Origin of the sequence: Streptosporangium sp. NBC_01810, assembly GCF_035917355.1 — a bacterium.
In the GTDB taxonomy this organism is placed as follows: domain Bacteria; phylum Actinomycetota; class Actinomycetes; order Streptosporangiales; family Streptosporangiaceae; genus Streptosporangium.
Genome location: NZ_CP109070.1, coordinates 7,277,255 through 7,295,747, shown reverse-complemented (window position 1 = coordinate 7,295,747; position 18,493 = coordinate 7,277,255). Strand labels below are relative to the sequence as shown.

General features: G+C 69.1%; 20 protein-coding genes. 15 read left to right on the top strand and 5 right to left on the bottom strand.

From position 1 onward, the window contains the following. Positions 1–256 precede the first annotated feature (256 nt). Genes OIE13_RS33015 through OIE13_RS33005 form a run of 3 tightly spaced genes read left to right on the top strand, consistent with a single transcriptional unit; the run spans position 257 to position 3,017 of the window. Positions 257–1,387 carry a hypothetical protein gene (locus OIE13_RS33015; protein ID WP_326645650.1) on the top strand — a complete coding sequence of 377 codons (1,131 nt, stop codon included), beginning with the start codon at positions 257–259 and terminating at the stop codon, positions 1,385–1,387. A 23-nt stretch (positions 1,388–1,410) separates the two neighbouring features. Continuing rightward, positions 1,411–2,064 (top strand): hypothetical protein, encoded by a 654-nt coding sequence (locus OIE13_RS33010; RefSeq protein ID WP_326645652.1) that lies wholly within the window; start codon positions 1,411–1,413, stop codon positions 2,062–2,064. Continuing rightward, complete coding sequence (locus OIE13_RS33005; protein WP_326645654.1) at positions 2,061–3,017, top strand: carbohydrate kinase family protein; 957 nt, start codon at positions 2,061–2,063, stop codon at positions 3,015–3,017. The genes OIE13_RS33010 and OIE13_RS33005 overlap by 4 nt, the downstream gene beginning before the upstream one ends. Here the strand turns inward: OIE13_RS33005 and OIE13_RS33000 are convergent. The 5 genes from OIE13_RS33000 to OIE13_RS32980 all read right to left on the bottom strand — a co-directional run bounded on the left by OIE13_RS33000 (position 2,997) and on the right by OIE13_RS32980 (position 8,978). Continuing rightward, positions 2,997–5,129, bottom strand: coding sequence for a tetratricopeptide repeat protein (locus OIE13_RS33000; RefSeq protein WP_326829193.1), 2,133 nt, complete (start codon positions 5,127–5,129; stop codon positions 2,997–2,999). The two genes, OIE13_RS33005 and OIE13_RS33000, sit on opposite strands and share 21 nt — an antisense overlap. 492 nt (positions 5,130–5,621) lie before the next feature. After that, positions 5,622–6,650 carry a methyltransferase gene (locus OIE13_RS32995; protein WP_326645658.1) on the bottom strand — a complete coding sequence of 343 codons (1,029 nt, stop codon included), beginning with the start codon at positions 6,648–6,650 and terminating at the stop codon, positions 5,622–5,624. A gap of 50 nt (positions 6,651–6,700) precedes the next feature. Beyond that, positions 6,701–7,909: a cytochrome P450 family protein gene (locus OIE13_RS32990; RefSeq protein WP_326829192.1), complete on the bottom strand. Its 1,209-nt coding sequence runs from the start codon at positions 7,907–7,909 to the stop codon at positions 6,701–6,703. Between the two features lie 111 nt (positions 7,910–8,020). Beyond that, complete coding sequence (locus tag OIE13_RS32985; protein WP_326645662.1) at positions 8,021–8,488, bottom strand: pyridoxamine 5'-phosphate oxidase family protein; 468 nt, start codon at positions 8,486–8,488, stop codon at positions 8,021–8,023. A 31-nt stretch (positions 8,489–8,519) separates the two neighbouring features. Then, positions 8,520–8,978, bottom strand: coding sequence for a DUF1772 domain-containing protein (locus tag OIE13_RS32980; RefSeq protein WP_326645664.1), 459 nt, complete (start codon positions 8,976–8,978; stop codon positions 8,520–8,522). A 306-nt stretch (positions 8,979–9,284) separates the two neighbouring features. Between OIE13_RS32980 and OIE13_RS32975 the strand changes: the two genes are divergently transcribed. The 12 genes from OIE13_RS32975 to OIE13_RS32920 all read left to right on the top strand — a co-directional run bounded on the left by OIE13_RS32975 (position 9,285) and on the right by OIE13_RS32920 (position 18,482). Then, the gene (locus OIE13_RS32975) at positions 9,285–9,596 is read left to right on the top strand and encodes a cupin domain-containing protein (protein ID WP_326645666.1); all 312 of its coding nucleotides are present in this window, start codon (positions 9,285–9,287) and stop codon (positions 9,594–9,596) included. Further along, positions 9,593–10,864, top strand: a complete 1,272-nt coding sequence (locus OIE13_RS32970; RefSeq protein WP_326645668.1) for a beta-ketoacyl-[acyl-carrier-protein] synthase family protein — start codon at positions 9,593–9,595, stop codon at positions 10,862–10,864. Before OIE13_RS32975 ends, OIE13_RS32970 begins: the two co-directional genes overlap by 4 nt. Beyond that, positions 10,861–12,084 (top strand): ketosynthase chain-length factor, encoded by a 1,224-nt coding sequence (locus OIE13_RS32965; RefSeq protein ID WP_326645670.1) that lies wholly within the window; start codon positions 10,861–10,863, stop codon positions 12,082–12,084. Before OIE13_RS32970 ends, OIE13_RS32965 begins: the two co-directional genes overlap by 4 nt. 58 nt (positions 12,085–12,142) lie before the next feature. Continuing rightward, on the top strand, positions 12,143–12,397 hold the full coding sequence (locus tag OIE13_RS32960; protein ID WP_326645672.1) for an acyl carrier protein: 255 nt from the start codon (positions 12,143–12,145) through the stop codon (positions 12,395–12,397). Between the two features lie 2 nt (positions 12,398–12,399). Beyond that, a complete protein-coding gene (locus OIE13_RS32955) occupies positions 12,400–12,864 on the top strand; it encodes an SRPBCC family protein (protein ID WP_326829191.1) in 465 nt (154 codons plus the stop codon). Next, positions 12,861–13,322 carry a DUF1772 domain-containing protein gene (locus tag OIE13_RS32950; RefSeq protein WP_326645676.1) on the top strand — a complete coding sequence of 154 codons (462 nt, stop codon included), beginning with the start codon at positions 12,861–12,863 and terminating at the stop codon, positions 13,320–13,322. Before OIE13_RS32955 ends, OIE13_RS32950 begins: the two co-directional genes overlap by 4 nt. Positions 13,323–13,377: 55 nt before the next feature. Further along, entirely contained in the window at positions 13,378–14,115 is a 738-nt protein-coding gene (locus OIE13_RS32945; protein WP_326645678.1) for an SDR family NAD(P)-dependent oxidoreductase, read from the top strand. Between the two features lies 1 nt (position 14,116). After that, entirely contained in the window at positions 14,117–14,449 is a 333-nt protein-coding gene (locus OIE13_RS32940; protein ID WP_326645680.1) for an antibiotic biosynthesis monooxygenase family protein, read from the top strand. Next, positions 14,446–14,754: an antibiotic biosynthesis monooxygenase family protein gene (locus tag OIE13_RS32935; protein WP_326645682.1), complete on the top strand. Its 309-nt coding sequence runs from the start codon at positions 14,446–14,448 to the stop codon at positions 14,752–14,754. Before OIE13_RS32940 ends, OIE13_RS32935 begins: the two co-directional genes overlap by 4 nt. A 144-nt stretch (positions 14,755–14,898) precedes the next feature. Further along, on the top strand, positions 14,899–16,575 hold the full coding sequence (locus OIE13_RS32930; protein ID WP_326829190.1) for an acetyl-CoA carboxylase carboxyltransferase subunit alpha: 1,677 nt from the start codon (positions 14,899–14,901) through the stop codon (positions 16,573–16,575). Between the two features lie 15 nt (positions 16,576–16,590). Further along, complete coding sequence (accB, locus tag OIE13_RS32925; protein ID WP_326645685.1) at positions 16,591–17,097, top strand: acetyl-CoA carboxylase biotin carboxyl carrier protein; 507 nt, start codon at positions 16,591–16,593, stop codon at positions 17,095–17,097. A gap of 29 nt (positions 17,098–17,126) precedes the next feature. Next, positions 17,127–18,482: an acetyl-CoA carboxylase biotin carboxylase subunit gene (locus OIE13_RS32920; protein ID WP_326645687.1), complete on the top strand. Its 1,356-nt coding sequence runs from the start codon at positions 17,127–17,129 to the stop codon at positions 18,480–18,482. Positions 18,483–18,493: the final 11 nt, after the last annotated feature.

Genomic DNA, 18,493 nt, shown 5'->3' with positions numbered 1-18,493 from the left:
AGAGAGGGTCAATCGAGCAGTAAGTGGCCTGACTAGCTCTACGACCTATTTATCCCCAACCGTCCTTGGCTGGCAACAGGATCACCGCAAGGGTTTCCGCAAGTTCCGGCAGTGACTCTCAGGAGAGGGCGACACATCTCGCCCGCACCTCGGAAGGAGGGATAGCCCGCAAATGTCTGGCCACGAATGGAGCAGGGTTCCGATCGGACTTGACGCCCGCCGATGGGTGACACGCAGGGACTGTAAATCGGTTCTGGTGGTCGTCCACACCGTGACCTCAGGACAGCGTCTGCTGGACACCGTCCGTCTCGTGGAGTCCGACCTGAGAATCCAGGTCGTGTTCACCATGGCTCCGGATGTATTCAGCAATGGAGTGGCACAGTTCATCAGCGGCCTGGGCGCGGTGTCGCTGCCCTGGCCGCAAGCGACACAGCAGAGATTCGACCTCGCCCTCACGGCCGGCCTGGGCTCGATCCGCGAGATCCACGCGCCCTTGATCGTCATGCCGCACGGTGCCGGCTTCAACAAGTTCGCCACCGTGCGGGAGGGGGCCCGTGCCGTGGGCGACCGCGTGGCGTACGGGCTCGACCCCCAGCGACTGCTGCACGACGGCGCCGTGCTTCCTGCGGGGATCGTCCTCTCCCACGAGTCCGAACTGGGGAGGCTGGGCCGGGCCTGTCCGGAGGCACTGCCCGTGGCCTCCGTCATCGGCGACCCGTCGTACGACAGGCTGGTCGCCGGCCTGCCGCACCGCGACTCGTATCGCCGGGCGCTGGCGGTCGAGCCGGCCCAGAAACTCGTCGTGGTCAGCTCGACCTGGGGCCCGCAGTCGCTCTTCGGCCGGTGGCCCAATCTGCTGCCCCGTCTGATCGCCGAATTACCCCGGCGGGAGTACCGCATCGTGGTGCTCCTGCATCCCAACGTCTGGTTCGGGCACGGTATCTGGCAGGTGAGAACCTGGCTCGCCGACTGCCTGCGGCACGGGTTGAGCCTGGTGCCACCGGAAGCGGACTGGCGTGCGGTCCTCGCCGCGGCCGACTGGGTCATCGGGGACCACGGATCGGCGCCCCTGTACGGGACGGCCACCGGAGTCCCGGTCGTGCTGGCCGGCTTCCCCCGCTCCGGCATCGATCCGGCGTCCGCGCTCGCGCGGCTCGCCGCCATCGCGCCCCGGATCTCCAGGCTCGGTTCGCTCCGCGACCAGCTGGCCAGGATCGCCACCGAGGTGCGGCCCGACCACTACCGAACCGTCACCGAGGGCATCACCTCCGCACCGGGTCGTTTCGACCGCAACATGCGCCACCTCATCTACCGGCTACTGGATCTGCGGCAGCCCGCGACCATCCCGGTGACCGCACCGGCCTCGGTGCCCTTCCTCGTCACATAGACCAGCCAGATCGGAGGGCCGACATGCTCGGCAAGCTCGTCTCAGTCCACCTGTTCCGGCTGGAGCGCGCACTCAGGTTGCGCCGCGTCCCGCCTGGAGCCCTCGCCTCGCGGTACGACGCGCCGGCGATCCTGGTGATCCCCCGCGAGGGCTCGCTCCGCGCACCCCACTTCATGATCCTGTCCTGCGTACAACACCGTCGCGACCTACCACCCGGCCCCCAGATCTTCGACGGCGCGCACACCGTCGCCGGCATCGACGACCTCGCGGACCGGCAATGGCGTGAGGTCGCCGACGTACTCGTGGGGGCCAGGAGGGCGTGGAACGTACCAAAACGCGAGGTGGCACGTCTCCTCGACCGGTATCCCGGCTGCGAGATCGCGACCGTCGGACGTGGGCACGACTGCCTGGCCGGGCTGCGCGACGGGCGGCTCGCCACGATCACCACGGCGGGAGGGTCATCCGGCGGCGGCTCGTGGCCGGCGGTCTACGGGTCGTTCCTGTACGGCTGGCGGGTCGCCGGGATGCCGTTCGAGTGCCTGGCCACCGCCTCGGTGATCGTGGGTCGTTACACCGGTTCGTCCGCGGGCCGGCTCGGATCACTCGAAGTCGCAGGAAGGGCACAGATCAGACTGGCCAGGCGCCGGATGTGGAACGCCGGAGGGATGTCCGCATGAGCCGGAAGATCGTCGTCGCCGGCGCCGTCAGTTTCTATCTCTCGGTCGGGATAGGGGAGTTTCCGGTGCGATACGTCCCCACCTCATCGCCGCGCTGGCTCGCCGGCGGCGTCTCGGGGGCGGCGGGCCACATCGCGCGAACCCTGAGGACGCTCGGCGACAACGTACACCTGTGCACCGTCGTCGGCCGCGACCCCATCGGTGCCGGCATAGCCGCCGAGTTGGGCCGCGCGGGGCTGCTCGGCCCCGGAGTCATCGAGGGCGCGGAATCGTCGGCGGGCCTGGTACTCGTCGCCCCCGACGGTCGCCGCATGGGATTCCCGCATCTGGCGCCCGTGAACCAGGTCGCGTATCCGCCGGAACTGCTCCGCGCGAGGGCCGACGGCGCCGACCTTCTGGTCCTGACCAACGCGAAGTTCGTCCGGGACCTGGTGGGGCCCGCGGCCCGGCTCGGTATTCCCATCGCCGTGGACGTCCACCTGATAGCCGATCTCGCCGATGAGTACAACCGGCCATGGCTGGAGGCCGCGCAGATCGTTTTCTGCAGCCACGAGCACCTTCCCGATCCACCCGAAATCTGGGTGGCGAAGATGTTCGGCCGCTACCCGGCCTGCCGGGTGGTGGGGATCGGGCTCGGCGGGCAGGGGGCGGTTCTCGGCACGAGGGACGGGCTGCTCATCAGGGTGGAGGCCGTGACCCCCCGGGAGGTCGTCAACACCTCGGGTGCGGGCGACGCACTGTTCGCCACCTTCCTCCACGTCTGGCGGAACACCGGCGATCCGGTGCGGGCACTCCGGGCGGCGGTGGTGCACGCGGGCTGGAAGATCGGCTGCCGGACACCGGCGACGGCATCACTGACCTGCGCGGAGCTGTCCCTCCTGAAGACCTCGCACTCGCCTCGCACCCTCGTCGGGCGCTGGGACGACCGGCCGTCACGAGCCGTCCAGGCGTGACAACCGATCGTCCAGCTGCCTGCTCCGCGCGCCACTTCGCGCGAGGATCCGGCGCGCCTCCTCGTAGAGACGGCGCGCGTCATCCTGCCCGCGGTTCTCCAGGGCGAGATCTCCCATCGCCTGGAGAGCCTGGACCTCGCCGGTGTCCGAACCGATCCGCCGCATCTCCTCCAGCCCCTCCTCCAGAAGATCGGCCGCTGCCGCGGGCCCATCGGCCCGTACCCTGCCGAGCAGGATGAGCACCCGTGCCCGGTTGTACCGATCGGGCTCCGTCGCGAGAAGCCGTCGCGCCTCCAGCAGACGCGCGACGGCCTCCTTCGCCCGCCCCCGCTCGGCGAGCGCGTTGCCGAGATCGCACAGTACGAGAGCGACCTTGCGCGCTCCGCCCACCGCGCGATACCCGTCGAGAGCCTCCTCGAAGAGGACGATGGCCTCGTCGACTCGCCCCCGGTCCATCTCCACCAGTCCCAACCGGCGCAGGCTCCCCGCCATCCGGGGCCGGTTTCCCGTACGGCTCCAGATCTCCAGGGCGCCGCGGAAGTCCTGGGCGGCCTCGTCCAGCCGGCCGAGGGCGCGCAGTGCCAGCCCGGTCCGGTTCAGCATCTTGGCCTCGGCCATGGAGTCCGAACAGGCCCGTGCCGCCGCCAGCCCCAGCATGTCGACCTCCAGCCGTTCCGCGTGATGGCCGCGGTGCAGGAACAGGGGCCAGACGGCATCGACCAGCTGCCACGTCGTGGGGAACAGTTCCCGCTCGAAGGCCACCCGACCGGCCGACCTGAGGTTGTCGAACTCGCACTCCAGCCAGTCGAGCGCCTCCGCCGGATCGGCGAAGGCGAGGGGCTCGGCGGGCTCGTGAACCACCACCTGGCGAGGAACCCGCCGGTACGGCATCGCCGTCCGGCTCGCGGTCCAGGCGGTGTACAGGAACCAGTCCAGCGCTCCGCGTACGGTCTCGTCACGGGTCTTCGCGGATTCCTCCCGCTCGGCCAGCTCCCGGGCGTGCAACCTGGTCAGGTCGTGGAAGCGGTACCCTCCCCCCGGTACGTCGTCAAGCAAATTGGCATTTGTCAGGACTTCCATCAGCTGCCGCACCTGGACGCGGGGAAGCATCACCGTGGCGGCGGCAGCCCGGCTGTCGAAGGTGGTGCCGGGGAAAAGCCCGAGCAATCTGTAGACCCGTGCCGCCTGTGGTGGGAGCCCGTGGTAGGAGAGCGTGAGGGCGGCCTGGATCGTCATGTCGTCCTCCACCGACAGCTCGGAGAGGCGTTGGCGCTCATGGGTGAGTGCCTCCACCATTTCGGACAGGAGCCAGTGTGGTCTGGTGGCCAGCCGGGCGGCCACCACGCACAGGGCGAGGGGCAACCGCGCGCACAACTCCACCAGCTCACCGGCCGCGTCCGGCTCTCTCCGGACTCGCTCCTCGCCCACGGCCCGTCGCAGTAACGTCAGGGCCGCGTCCGTACTGAGCTGGTCGAGCTGCACGCCTCGCGCGCCGCGCACCAGCAGTCCCGCCAGGCGCAACCAGCTCGTGACGATCGCGACGCTGTCCGCCGAGGCCGGCAGGAGCGGGCTCACCTGGGCCGCCGAGAGCGCGTCGTCCAGCACGATGACCAGACGGCGCCCGCTCACCAGCGACTGGTAAAGCGCCGCGCGCTCCGCCAGGCCGCCGGGTATGCGCTCGGGCGCGATCCCGAACGCGCGGATGAACCGCCCCAGGACCTCGGCCGGCTGCACGGGGGCGTCCGCGGCATGTCCCCGCAGATCGGCGAAGAGCTGGCCGTCGGGGAACTCCCCCCGCTCGCGATGCGACCAGTGCAACGCCACCGCGGTCTTGCCGATCCCCGCCGGACCGCTGACCACCGCCACGTTGGGCACGCCCATCCCGCCGTGACCGGAACCTATGTCGTCCAGCAGGGCGAGCGCCTCACCTCGATTGACCAGGACGCTGCCGGCCGGCAGCTGGGTCGGTCTCGGCAGGGGGGTGACGGCCTGGTGCAGATGAATCCCGCCGTGGATGTCGCGAGCCTGAACGACCGGTCCCAGCACGGTCCCGTCCAGCTCGTTGACGTGGCCTTCGGATCCCTGGTCTCTGTCGCTGGAGTCGGTGCTCATCACCCTGCTCGTGTCGGAGGCGAGAAATCACACCCACGAGGCCATCGTTAACCGGATCAGTGATTTTCGCGCCGGAGAAACCGAACGGTTGCTTCCATGAATAACGGTCTCCGAAGTCCCCGTCAAGGGTAAATCCGCTCCACGAGTAATTCCATCCGGCGAAAAACGAGGGAAGAGGCACATTGAGCTGGTTGAATACCCTTTCATACCACCTAGCGGACATGTCATTTAAACGATAATAGTAGTGACTCTAAATCACATGGGCGGGCCCGGGGATGTTCATATCGCGCTTATCGAGATGATGGACCACGGAGAAACGGTCGTCTCGGGTCAGGTCATGCTTCGTCGCAGATTGGTGCGGTAGGAGTTCTGTATGTGGCGGGCGGCCCGAAGGGCTGAGCCCGCGCCGCTCCCGGACCCGCTCGCGAGCCCGGAGGCGGCGCCGGAGCCGCCGGGTGGCCCCTTCGGCGGCTCCCGCCGGGAAGTGACCGCTCAGAGTGGTTTGCCGGCGACCAGCAGCGTGGTGATCTCGTTGAGCGCGACCGGTTCCTCGACCGTGAATCCGGCCTCCGTCAGCCATCCGACGCCCTGGGAGACGGTGTACTCCGACGAGCCACTGATCATGGCCATGTTGAGGCTCATCAACAGGTTGAAGATCCCTTCGCGGCGCTCGTCGTCGATCATGCTGTCGTAGACGAGGAGCGTGCCGCCCGGGGGCAGCTGCTCGAAGGCCCGCCGCACCAGCTCGCGGCGGCGCTCGTCGACCCAGTCGTGCAGGACGTGGCCGAATATGTAGACCTGGGTGTCGGGCAGCACGTCGGTGAAGAAGCTGCCCGCCTGGTAGGTGACCCGGTCGCGGAGATCGGTCTCGCCGCCCACCGCGTCGACCAGCTCGTCGAAGAACGGCTCCAGCGGGGGCAGGTCGAAGGTCACCCCGCGCAGGTGAGGATGGGCGGCGGCGATCCTCGTGGTCAGCAGCCCGCGACACCCTCCCAGGTCGGCGAAGGACTTCACCTCGTGCCAGCGGTACTTCTCGGCGAGCGGGCGGGCCAGCAGCACCGCGTAGCCGTCCATCGCCTCCGTGAAGGCGCGGGCCCGCCGGGGGTCGGCATACAGCTCGGACGTGAAGTCGCCTTCGGCGGAGAACTTCTGCGCCAGGTTCTCGCCCGATCGCAGAAACGTGCCGAGAGTGCCCCACGCCGGATAGAGCCGGCGCTGGTTGAAGGCGAGGAACCCGCCGATGTACTCGGGCTTGGCCGGATCGAGGTAGGCCGCGGCGAGGGGGGTCACCCCGTACCGGGAACCGTTCCGTGACAGCAGGTCCATCGCGACCAGCGAGTCCAGATAGTCGCCGGTCAGAGAGGGGTGCAGATCGAATTCCCGCTGGATCTCCGAGGCGTCGGCGGGTTCGCGAGACAGGCGGGCGAAGATTCCCAGCTCGATCCCGACGAACAGCGCCTGCGCCTGAAAGAATCCGGTCGCCGTCCTGACAATGGGTAGTGCGCTCTCCGGAAGGGACATCCGGCTTCCTTTCTGGTGGGTGTGGAACGGAAGGGTCGGTCGAGGGCGGATCAGCGCGCGAGCCGTACCGGGAGCGCGTGCAGGGATCGCGAGAAGAAGTCGCGGTGCCAGGCCACGTCCTCGGGAGCACAGTCGAGCCTCAGATCGGGGAACCTCTTCAGCACCCCGTTGATGGCCACCTGCGCCTCCAGCCGCGCCAGGGGGGCGCCCAGGCAGTGGTGCAGGCCGTGGCTGAAGGCCAGGTGCGGGTTGGGGTTGCGGGTGATGTCCAGACGCTCCGGGTCGGGGAAGGCCGCCGGGTCGTGGTTGACCGAGTGCACGGACACGATGATCAGCGAGCCGGCCGGAATCGTGGTCTCCCCGACCTTGATGTCCTCCGTCGCGTGCCCCTCGATCAGCCCCAGCGAGCTCTCGTAACGGAGGAACTCCTCGATGGCGGAGTTGATGAGCTCGGGCCACGCGGCGAGCAGGTCGAACTGGTCGCGATTGACGAGCAGCGCGTGGAGCCCGTTGGTGATCAGGTTAACCGTGGTCAGGAAGCCCGCGAAGATGAGGAGCATCACGGTCGCGACGAGCTCCTTCTCCGAGAGCCTGTTCTCGCCGTCGCGCGCCTCGATCAGCCCGTGGACGAGGTCGTCGCCGGTGGTCGCCCTCTTGTGCTCGATCAGCTTTCTGACGTACTCCCCGATGCCGGCCTGCTTCTCCCGGAAGCGTTGCACGGGGTTGCCCTCGTAACTCTCCTCAAGGAAGAAGAAGACCGTCTTCTCGCGCAGGCCCGCGAGGTCCTCGTCGGGCAGCCCGAGAAGCTCCCCGATGACCATCATCGGCAGCGGGAAGGCGAAATCCTCCATGAGGTCCGCCTTGCCCTCCTTCTCCAGCTTGTCGAGCAACTGGTCGGTGAACTCCTGCACGCGGGGGCGGAGGAGCTCGGTACGGCGGTGGGTGAACGCCTTCTGCACCAGTTTGCGCAACCGGGTGTGCTCCGGTGGATCGGTGCTCACCATGTTGTTGGCGAACGAGCTCTCGCGCTTCCGGTCGCCGGCCGCGGACCCGTCGGAGTGGTGCACGGCCTTGCTGAAACGGGGATCGACGAGCAACGTGCGGGCGTCCTCGTAGTGTGTGACGAACCAGGCTTCCAGTCCGATCGGCGTCTGCATGCGATGCACTCGTCCCGCCGCGCGCAGCCGCCGGTAAAAGGGATAGGGATCGATCAGGGCCGAGTCGGGAATGTCGCTTGGCGGCGGGATCGTCTCTGACATGTGCGCTCCTCGGAAATCGTGCCGTCGGTCGAGGTCCGTTCTGGGGCCGGTCAGGTCGGGTGAGCAGGTTGGCGCCGTTCGGAGCGGGTGAGCCGTTCAGTGCCGTTCGAGTCAGGCAAGCCAGCGGCCGTCCTTCATCACCGTCCGGCCGGGAATCTCACCGCGGTGCCGCCAGGCGAGAACGCGCCGCGGGGTGAGAAAGAGGTAGACGCAGCCGGGCACCCGGGAGGGGTTCACCGGCAGCTCGGCGAGAATGGCGGGAGCGTCCGCGGGCAGCTCCGGATAGGGCACGATCTCCACCGGGCCGTCGATGAGCACCACGTCGGCGGGACTGCCGAGCGCGGCCCGCGAGAAACCGTGCTCGCGCAGGTTGCGGACGGTCCGGTGCCGCTCCTGGGTGGCCATCACCAGGTGGGTCCCGTCCCACACGCACCCGAGCGGAACCAGGTGCGCGGTGGAGGCGCCGCCGGTCGCGAGCCAGGCGTGCCTGTCGGTCGTCAGTTTCTCCACCACGTCGGCCTTGCGCTGGGCGAGATCGCGGGCGGGCGGGAGCACGACGCCCCGCGCGGTGCCGGTCACGGCCATCCTCCTTCCTTTCTTGTTCGATCGCTCAGATGGCCGAAACGGCTGCCGCGGCGTTTCCCACCAGAGCGAGAACGGCGAATGTCGTCCGTATCAGGTTCCATTTCCCCCAGGCTCCTCTCGGGTCTTCCCAGTTCGCCGGAATCGCATCGGGATCGAGTGACTTCACTCGCCGGTTGATGGGGACGTTACGGGTTTGCGAGACCAGTCCCACGCAGGCCAGGCAGACGGCCGAGGCTATGAAAAGAGTTCTGGCCGTGTCGTTTCCGGAAAGAATGGAGAGGCTGACGTCCAGAACCAGCGACGTGCCGACGATGATAGGCATCATCGGGTCATAGGCGCGGCCCAGGAGTTTGTGCGCCGCCACGTAGCGATCGGGCGCCATCGCCTGCATCGCCGGCCAGACGCCGACCGCGTGGGTGAACAGCACACCGGCGGCGATCCCGCTACTGACCAGCACGGCGGCGGTGAGAATTTGGGCGATCACGTATGTCGCTCCTCCTCTCGGTCACCGAACGAAGTATCGCGTCCTCGACTTGAGGCGGCCTCGAATATTGCTGGGGAACGTCGCGTGTCATCCATTGAGCCTGGCTTTGAGCGTGATTCGAGGATGCTTCGAGCAGGTGCGGCGATGATGATGGCGCCCAGCGGAGACATACGCCTGGAGAGGGGACCTTGAATGGCGATATCCCGATCTAAAATAAGTGTCGACGAGATTGCCGCGAATCGTCGGCGTGGGGGTGACATTCGCGTTCTGCTCGGCCCCGCCACGGTGGGATCGACTTCGGGATTCATGGGGGTGTTGACCCTGGAGCCCGGCGAGTTCGTGTCCGAGCACTACCACCCGTACTCCGAGGAGTTCCTCTATCTCGTACGCGGTGAGCTGACCGTGCGGGTGGACGGGACGCCGGTCACGCTGAGTGCGGGTGAGGCGCTCATGATTCCCGTCAACGTCCGGCATCGGGTCGAGAACGACGGAAGCGAGCAGGCCCTCGCGGTGTTCCAGCTCGGCCCGCTGGCGCCGCGGCCGGAGCTCGGCCACGTCGACACCGAGCCGCTGCCCAACGCCTCGGAGCCCTCCCTCGGCGTGGGGGAATGCAGATGAGACGCCGGCAGGTGGCCGTCACCGGCATCGGGGTCGTGGCGCCGGGCGGGACGGGCCGTAAGGCCTTCTGGGAGTTGCTGACCGCGGGCCGTACCGCGACCAGGACCGTCTCGCTGTTCGACGCCGAGGGGTTCAGGTCGCGCATCGCGGCCGAGTGCGACTTCGACCCGGTCGCGGAGGGACTCACCGCGCGCGAGGTGCGGCGGATGGACCGGGCCGCGCAGTTCGCCGTCGTCTCCGCGCGGGAGGCGATCGAGGACAGCGGTCTCGACCTGGCCGGGCTGGAACCGTCCCGCGTCGGTGTGACGCTGGGCAGCGCGGTCGGATGCACGATGAGCCTCGAAGAGGAGTACGTCATCGTGAGCGACGCCGGCCGGCAGTGGCAGGTCGATCCGTCCTACGGGGTACCGCACCTGTACGGACATCTGGTGCCGAGCTCGCTGGCCGCCGAGGTCGCGTGGACATGCGGCGCCGAGGGCCAGGTCACGCTCATCTCGACGGGATGCACCTCCGGACTCGACGCCGTCGGGTACGGCGCGCGGTTGATCGCGGAGGGAACGGCCGACGTCGTGCTGGCCGGCGCCACGGATGCCCCGATCTCGCCGATCACGGTGGCCTGCTTCGACGCGATCAAGGCGACCTCCCCCAGAAACGACGATCCGGCACACGCCTCGCGCCCCTTCGACCGGGACCGCAACGGCTTCGTGCTGGGCGAGGGCTCGGCCGTGTTCGTCCTGGAGAGCCTGGAGCACGCCCGGCGGCGCGAGGCCCATGTCTACTGCGAGGTGGCGGGCTACGCCACCCGCGGCAACGCCTACCACATGACCGGGTTGAAGCCGGACGGGCGCGAGATGGCCGAGTCCATCCGGGTGGCCCTGGACAGTGCCCGGGTGGACCCGGACGACGTGGACTACATCAACGCGCACGGCTCCGGGACGAAGCAGAACGACCGCCACGAAACAGCCGCTTTCAAGCGCAGCCTGGGCGACCACGCCTACCGGACGCCGGTCAGCTCCATCAAGTCCATGATCGGGCACTCGCTCGGTGCCATCGGAGCCATCGAGGTGGCGGCCTGCGCGCTGGCGATCGAGCACGGGGTGGTGCCTCCCACGGCCAACCTCAACGCCCCCGACCCGGAGTGCGACCTCGACTACGTCCCGCACACCGCGCGGGAGCGGCCGATCGACGTGGTGCTCAGCGTAGGCAGCGGTTTCGGCGGATTCCAGACGGCGACCGTACTCACCGCCCCCGGAAGGCAGGTGGCATGAGAGGCGCCGCCCCGGTGGTGACGGGGATCGGTGTCGTGGCCCCCACCGGTCTCGGCGTGGAGGAGCACTGGTCCACCACGCTCCGGGGAAGGAGGAGGGTCGGCAGGATCACCAAATTCGACGCCTCCTCCTACCCGGTGAGTCTTGCCGGCGAGATCGAGGACTTCACCGCGGCGGGGAACGTCCCCGGCCGCCTGATCCCGCAGACCGACCACTGGACGCACATGGCGCTGGTGGCGACCGACATGGCCCTGTCCGACGCCGGCGTGAACCCCGCGGACCTGCCCGAGTACGAGATGGGCGTGGTCACGGCGAGTTCCTCCGGCGGGGTGGAGTTCGGCCAGCGCGAGATCCAGGAACTGTGGCACAAGGGCCCCCGCCACGTCGGCGCCTACCAGTCGATCGCCTGGTTCTACGCTGCGACCACCGGTCAGATCTCCATCCGGCACGGCATGCGTGGTCCCTGCGGGGTCGTGGTCGCGGAGCAGGCCGGCGCCCTGGAGTCGCTCGCCCAGGCCCGCCGGGTCCTGCGGGACGGCGCCCGCCTGGTCGTGAGCGGCGGCACCGACGCTCCGTTCAGCCCGTACGGGCTGACCTGCCAGATCGCCGGCGGGCGGCTCAGCACGCGGACCGATCCGCGACGGGCCTACCTGCCCTTCGATACCGACGCCAACGGCTACGTGCCTGGAGAGGGGGGTGCGATCATCCTGCTGGAGGACGCGGAGAGCGCCCGGGAACGCGGTGCGGAGAAGGTGTACGGCGTGATCGCCGGACACGCCGCCACGTTCGACCCGGCCCCCGGGAGCGAGCGCCCGCCGACCCTGCGCCGGGCCATCGAGAACGCGCTCATCGACGCGGACCTGGAGCCGCGCGACGTGGACGTGGTCTTCGCCGACGCGGCCGGCGTCCCCGAGCTCGACCGGGCCGAGGCGGAGGCGATCGCGGCCGTGTTCGGAGATCGGGCGGTACCGGTCACGGCGCCCAAGACGATAACCGGGCGGCTGTACGCCGGAGGGCCCGCCCTCGACACCGTCACCGCCCTGCTCTCCATCCGCGACTCGATCATCCCGATGACGGTCGGCGTCGCGAATCCGGTGCCGGACTACGCGATCGACCTGGTCACGAACGAGCCTCGGGTCGTCGAGATACGCACCGCGATGGTCCTCGCCCGTGGCTACGGAGGGTTCAACGCCGCACTCGTGCTGCGGGCGCCCTCGTGAGCGACCAACCGGGCGCCCTCGTGAGCGACCAACCGTACGGACAACGACAGGAGCAGCGATGAAGGACTTCGACCTCGACGATCTGCGGGAGCTCATGCGGCTCAGCGCGGGGGTGGACGAGGACATCGACATCGAGGGCGACATCGTCGATACCACGTTCACGAACATGAACTACGACTCGCTGGCCGTGCTGGAGCTGGCCAGTCGTATCGAGCGGGACTGGGGTGTGACCGTCCCCGACGAAGTGGCCGCGGGCCTGAAGACCCCCCGCGAGGTGCTCGACCACGTCAACCGGAAGGCCGGGGTGAACTGATCATGGCAGGACACACCGAACGAGCGATCGTGATCTCCGCTCCATCGGATCTGGTGTGGAAGATGACCAACGACGTCGCGTCGTGGCCGAACCTCTTCAGCGAGTACGCCAGAGCCGAGATCATCCATCGCGAGGGCGACACGGTCCGCTTCCGTTTGACGATGCATCCCGACGAGGACGGCAACGCCTGGTCCTGGGTGTCGGAGCGGACGGCGGATCCGGTGACGCGCACCGTGCGGGCGTACCGGGTCGAGACCGGCTGGTTCGAGTACATGAACATCCGCTGGGAGTACCGGGAGGTGCCCGACGGCGTGGAGATGCGCTGGATCCAGGACTTCCGCATGAAGCCGGAGTCGCCGGTGAGCCTGGAGCAGATGACCAGGCGGATCGACACCAACACGCCGGTGCAGATGGAGCTGATCAAGGAGCGGGTCGAGCAGGCGGCGCGGCGAGCCGAGGCGGTATGACGGACCTGCTGCTGCCGCTGGCACTCCTGGCCAACGGCCTCGCGGCCGGCGTGCTGGTGGGCACGGTGCTGGGGGTCGTCCCGTTCTACATGACACTCGCCGCCGACAGCTACGTCAGGGCGCACGCCTTCGCCGTCGGCAGGTACGACCCCTTCCAGCCGGCCTGCCTGCTGATCACCTTCGCGGCCGACACCGCGAAGGCGATCACGGCGCCCACCACGACGGTGCGCGTGCTGTGCGCGGCGGCCGGCCTGGCGGCCATCTCGGTGGTGGCCATCTCGCTGACCCGCACCGTCCCGATGAACCGCTGGATCAAGGCGCAGGACCCGGGGTCGCTGCCCGCCGGCTGGGACCTGGACGCCTTCCGGAACCGATGGGCGCGGTGGAACGGCACGCGCACCGCGGTGGCGGTGCTCGCCCTCGTCCTGAACACGGCGGCGGCCGCCACCCTGCCGTGAACGGCCGCCGATCGCGCGACAGCGAAATCGCGTGACAACAGAGGAGAGAGAGTTCATGAGTTTCCGACTGTCTGGAAAGAACGTCCTGGTCACCGGCGGAAGCAGGGGAATCGGGCGATCGGTGGTGCTCGGTCTCGCCGAGGAGGGATGCAACGTCGTCACCTGCTACCGCGCCGACAAGGAGGCGGCCGAGCGACTGGAGCACGACCTGGCGTCCACCCCGGGCAAGCACAGTGTCGTACAGGCCGACGTGAGCCGGCAGGAGGAGGTGAACGGTCTGATCGGCGAGTGCCGTACCAGGCTGGGCTCGCTGGACGTCGTCGTGCACAACGCGGGCGCCATCAGCCACGTGCCCTTCGCCGAGCTCGAACTCGACGAGTGGCACCGGATACTCGACACCAACCTCACCGGCATGTACCTCGTGGTGCGCGGGGCGCTGCCCCTGATGTCCGAGGGCGGATCGGTGATCGCGATCGGCTCCAAGGCGGCGATGGTCGGCGTGCCGCTGCGCACCCACTACACCGCGTCGAAGGCGGGCGAACTCGGCCTCGCGCGATCCCTGTCCAAGGAACTCGGCCCGCGCGGCATCCGGATCAACGTGGTCGCGCCCGGAATCATCAACACCCACGCCGTGGACGACCTCAGCCCCGAGCACGCGCGGCGCTACCGCACCATGACCGCCCTCGGCCGGCTCGGTGAGCCCGAGGAGGTCGCCGACGTGGTGCTGTTCCTGTCCAGCGACCGCTCCCGGTACATGACCGGCGAGACCGTTCACGTCGACGGAGGGATCTGACATGGCGGAGACGACGGTCTTCCGGGTGATGCTGCGCATGCAGATCTTCCCCGGCATGGAGCGGGACTTCGAGAAGGTCTGGTACTCCGTCGCGGACGTGGTCGGCGACAACCCCGCGAACGTCGGGCAGTGGCTGCTGCGGAGCGCCGAGGAGGAGGGCGTCTACCACATCATGAGCGACTGGGTGGACGAGGTCAGGTTCCGCGAGTTCGAGGGCAGCGACGCGCACGTCGAGCACCGCAAGAAGCTGCACCCGTACCGCTCGCACGGCACCATGACGACCCTGAACATGGTGTTCGACCTCGGCCGCGAGCGGATGGAGAGTGGCGGATGAGCGGCCAGGTCCGGGTCGTCGTCTACTACTCCACCCCGGCCGAGGAGGCCGGCTCCGTGGTCGAGGCCTACCGCGAGGTCAACGGGACGATGCGCGGCACCCCCGGTCTGCGGAGCAGCCAGCTGCTCCGCTCGGCGCTCGAACCGGGCGAGTTCGCCGTGCTCAGCGAGTGGGCGAGCCTCGCGGAGTTTCGTGTCTGGGAGGAGGGGACGCGGCACAAGGGGCAGACGTCCTCGCTCCGGCCCTATCGAGACGAGGGACGAGGGAGAGGTTACGGAGTCTATGAAGTCGTGGACGAGCTCTGATCCGAGGGCAGAGCCCCGGACATCCGCGTGGCGGGTCGCGAACGCGGTAGGACGGCACCTGTGGACCGGGTTGCAGAGCGTCGCGAGGACGGGTTTCGCCGACGTGTGGTTGACCGGTGTGAAGGATGGCAGGGAGGACCCGCGATGACCGTGACTTCTCCAGCGGCGGTAAGGGGCATCGAGTGGGTTCGCTGCTCACGGTGCACCGAGATCGTGTACGGCAAGCGGTTCGCGCGCGAGCTCGGCGTGTGTCCCGGCTGCGGGCTGCACACCCGGCTCAGCGCGTGGCAGCGGATCGAACAGCTCTTCGACGAGGGCTGCGCGGAGCCGATCGAGGCGTCGCCGGTCGTGGAGGACCCCCTCGGGTTCGCGGACAGCAGGCCATACACCGACCGGCTGCGCGAGGCACGCCTGAAAACGGAACTGGACGAGGCCGTCGTCTGCGTCCGCGGCACGATCGAGGGACACCCGGCCATCGCGGCCGTCATGGACTTCCGCTTCATGGGCGGCAGCCTCGGGTCCGGGGTGGGAGAGCGCATCGTCACCGCGGCCGAGACCGCACTGGCCGAACGCATGCCGTTCCTGCTGGTGACGGCATCGGGAGGCGCCCGGATGCAGGAGGGCGCGCTGTCGCTCATGCAGATGGCCAAGACCGGCCAGGCCCTGGCCGAGCTGGACGAGGCCGGGATCCTGACGGTGGCCGTGGTCACCGACCCGACCTACGGCGGGGTGGCCGCGTCCTTCGCGACCCTGCCCGATGTCATCCTCGCCGAACCCGGCGCCCACATCGGGTTCGCCGGCCCCCGCGTGATCAAGCAGACCATCGGCCAGGAGCTCCCCGAAGGGTTCCAGACCGCGGAGTTCCTGCGCGCGAAGGGGCTCATCGACGTCGTCCAGCCCCGGAGCGCGCTGCGCTCGACACTCGCCAGACTCTGTGCCTTCCGGAACCCCGGATCGACCCTCACCCCCGTGAACCGGCCGGAGCCGCCGTCCGAGCTGATCTTCCAGCCGGAACGGCTGCCGGTACGGGACGGCTGGACAGCGGTCCGGCTCGCCCGGCACACGGACCGTCCCACCACTCTCGACTACGCCGGCTACCTGCTGGAGGAGTTCGTCGAGCTGCACGGGGACCGTGTCGGCGGTGACTGCCCGGCCATCGTCGGCGGGATCGGACGGCTTGACAGCAGGCCCATCGTCCTCGTCGGTCACCAGAAGGGGCACGACACCCGCGAGCGAATCGAGCGCAACTTCGGCATGCCGACCCCCGCCGGCTACCGCAAGGCGGCCCGGCTGATGCGGCTCGCCGCCAAGCTCGGCTACCCCGTGCTGACACTCATCGACACGCCTGGCGCCTACCCGGGCATCGAGGCGGAGGAAAACGGCCAGGCATGGGTGATCGCGGAGAACCTCCGCCTGATGTCGGCGCTGCCCGTTCCGGTCGTCGCCGTCGTCACCGGCGAGGGCGGCAGCGGGGGGGCGCTGGCACTCGGCGTCGCCAACCGCGTGCTGGCCCTGTCCAACGCGGTGTACTCGGTGATCAGCCCCGAGGGCTGCGCGTCCATCCTGTGGAAGAGCCGGGCCGAGGCTCCCCGGGCGGCCGACGCGCTGCGGCTGGACGCCAGGGAGCTGCTCAGGCACGGGATCGTCGACGGGGTGATCCCCGAACCCGGCGAGGGTGCTCACACGGACCCGGTGAGGAGCGCGCGACTGCTCGGCGCGGTGGTCACCGAGGCGTTTCAGGAGCTGGCCATTCACGATCCGAGGAAGCTGGTCGCGCAGCGACGCCAGCGATTCCGCCAGTTCGGCTCGGCACCGCGATAGATGAGGGGAGCGCTGATGAGTGAAGGAAGCGCCGTGGAAGAGACGACCGAGGCAACCTCACACGCGCTGATCGGCGAGCTCTGCCGGTGTGCCGTCGAGCTCATCGGCGCCGGCCGGGCCGGCGGGTCCGGGCTCCGGCGGGTCCGCCTGCAGCTGGGCGATTCCAGCGTCGAGCTGGAGTGGCCGGAGAGCGTCGCCGCCACCGGGGGCGCACCGTCCGCGGCCCTTTCGCACGGGGTGCCGTCGGCGGAGGTCGTGCCCGAGGCCGATGACTCGCACCACGTCTGCGCGCCGACGGTGGGGACGTTCTACCGGGCCCCCGAGCCGGGGGCGCCGCCCTTCGTCGGGGTGGGCGACACGGTGGAGAAGGGGCGGCAGATCGGGATCGTGGAGGCCATGAAGCTGATGAATCCCATCGAGGCCGACCGGCCCGGCCGCGTCGTCGAGATCCTGGCGTCCGACGGCGTGCCGGTCGAGTACGGCCAGCCGCTGTTCGCCATCGCCCCCCTCGACGCGCCATGAGCGTGCCTGAGCGCTCATCCGAAGGCTCCGTGATCTCGTCGCTTCTCATCGCCAACCGGGGCGAGATCGCGCTGCGGATCGCCCGCGCCTGCCGTGAGCTGGGCATCCGAACGGTCATGGTCTACTCGACGGCCGATCGCGACTCGCCGGCGCTGCGGCTGGCCGACCAGCTGGTGCGGATCGGACCGGCCGCGGCGAAGCGGAGCTACCTCTACCCACCGGCGATCCTTGAGGCCGCGCTGGGCGCCGGGGTGGAAGCAGTCCACCCGGGTTACGGCTTCCTCTCCGAGGACGCGGACTTCGCGGAGATGTGCGAGGCGGAGGGGCTGACCTTCGTCGGACCGCCGCCGCCGGTCATCGCCTCCCTGGGGGACAAGACGCGGGCGCGAAAGCTCGCCACCGGGGCCGGGCTGCCCGTCCTCCCCGGGAGCGCCGGCACGCTCTCCATCGCGCAGGCGGCCAAGGACGTCGCCGACGAGATCGGCTACCCCGTCATCATCAAGGCCGCGGCGGGCGGCGGCGGACGCGGTATGGCGGTGGTCCGCGATCCGCTGGACTTCTTGCGAGCCTTCACCGAGACCCGGGCGAGTGCCCAGGCGGTGTTCGGCGACGGGCGGGTCTACGTCGAGAAGTACGTCGACACCGCACGGCACGTCGAGGTCCAGATCCTGGCCGATCTCCACGGCAACATCGTGAGCCTCGGGGAACGTGACTGCTCCATCCAGCGGCGCAGGCAGAAGCTGATCGAGGAATCACCGGCGCCCGGGCTCCCCGCGGAGCTCACCGCGCGGATCGGAGAGGCCGCCGTCGCCTGTGCCCGCGCCGCGGGCTACGTGGGTGCCGGCACGTTCGAGTTCCTCGTGGACGCCGGGGGCGGTTTCTTCTTCATCGAGGCCAACTGCCGGATCCAGGTGGAGCATCCGGTGACCGAGATGGTCACCGGCATCGACCTGGTCAGGGAGCAGCTCCTGATCGCCTCCGGCAGGCCTCTCTCCTTTGGCCAGGGGGACATCGCCCCGCGCGGGGTGTCCATCGAGTGCCGGGTGAACACCGAGGATCCCACTCGTGGATTCCTGCCGACGCCGGGACGCATCGAGGAGTTCGTACCGCCCGGCGGGCCGTTCACCCGGGTCGACACCCACGGAGCCAACGGCGTCTCGGTGAGCGCCGACTACGACTCCCTGCTGGCGAAGGTCATCGTCTGGGCACCCGACCGTGATCAGGCGATCGTCCGGATGGAACGCGCGCTGAGCGAGTTCCGCATCACCGGGCGGGGGGTGTGCACCACGATCGGGTTCCTGCGGGAGATACTGGCCGACACGCTGTTCCTCGAGGCGAGGCACCACACGTCGCGGGTGGACGACATGGTCTCTCTCCGGTCGTGAGGGCCCCGTTC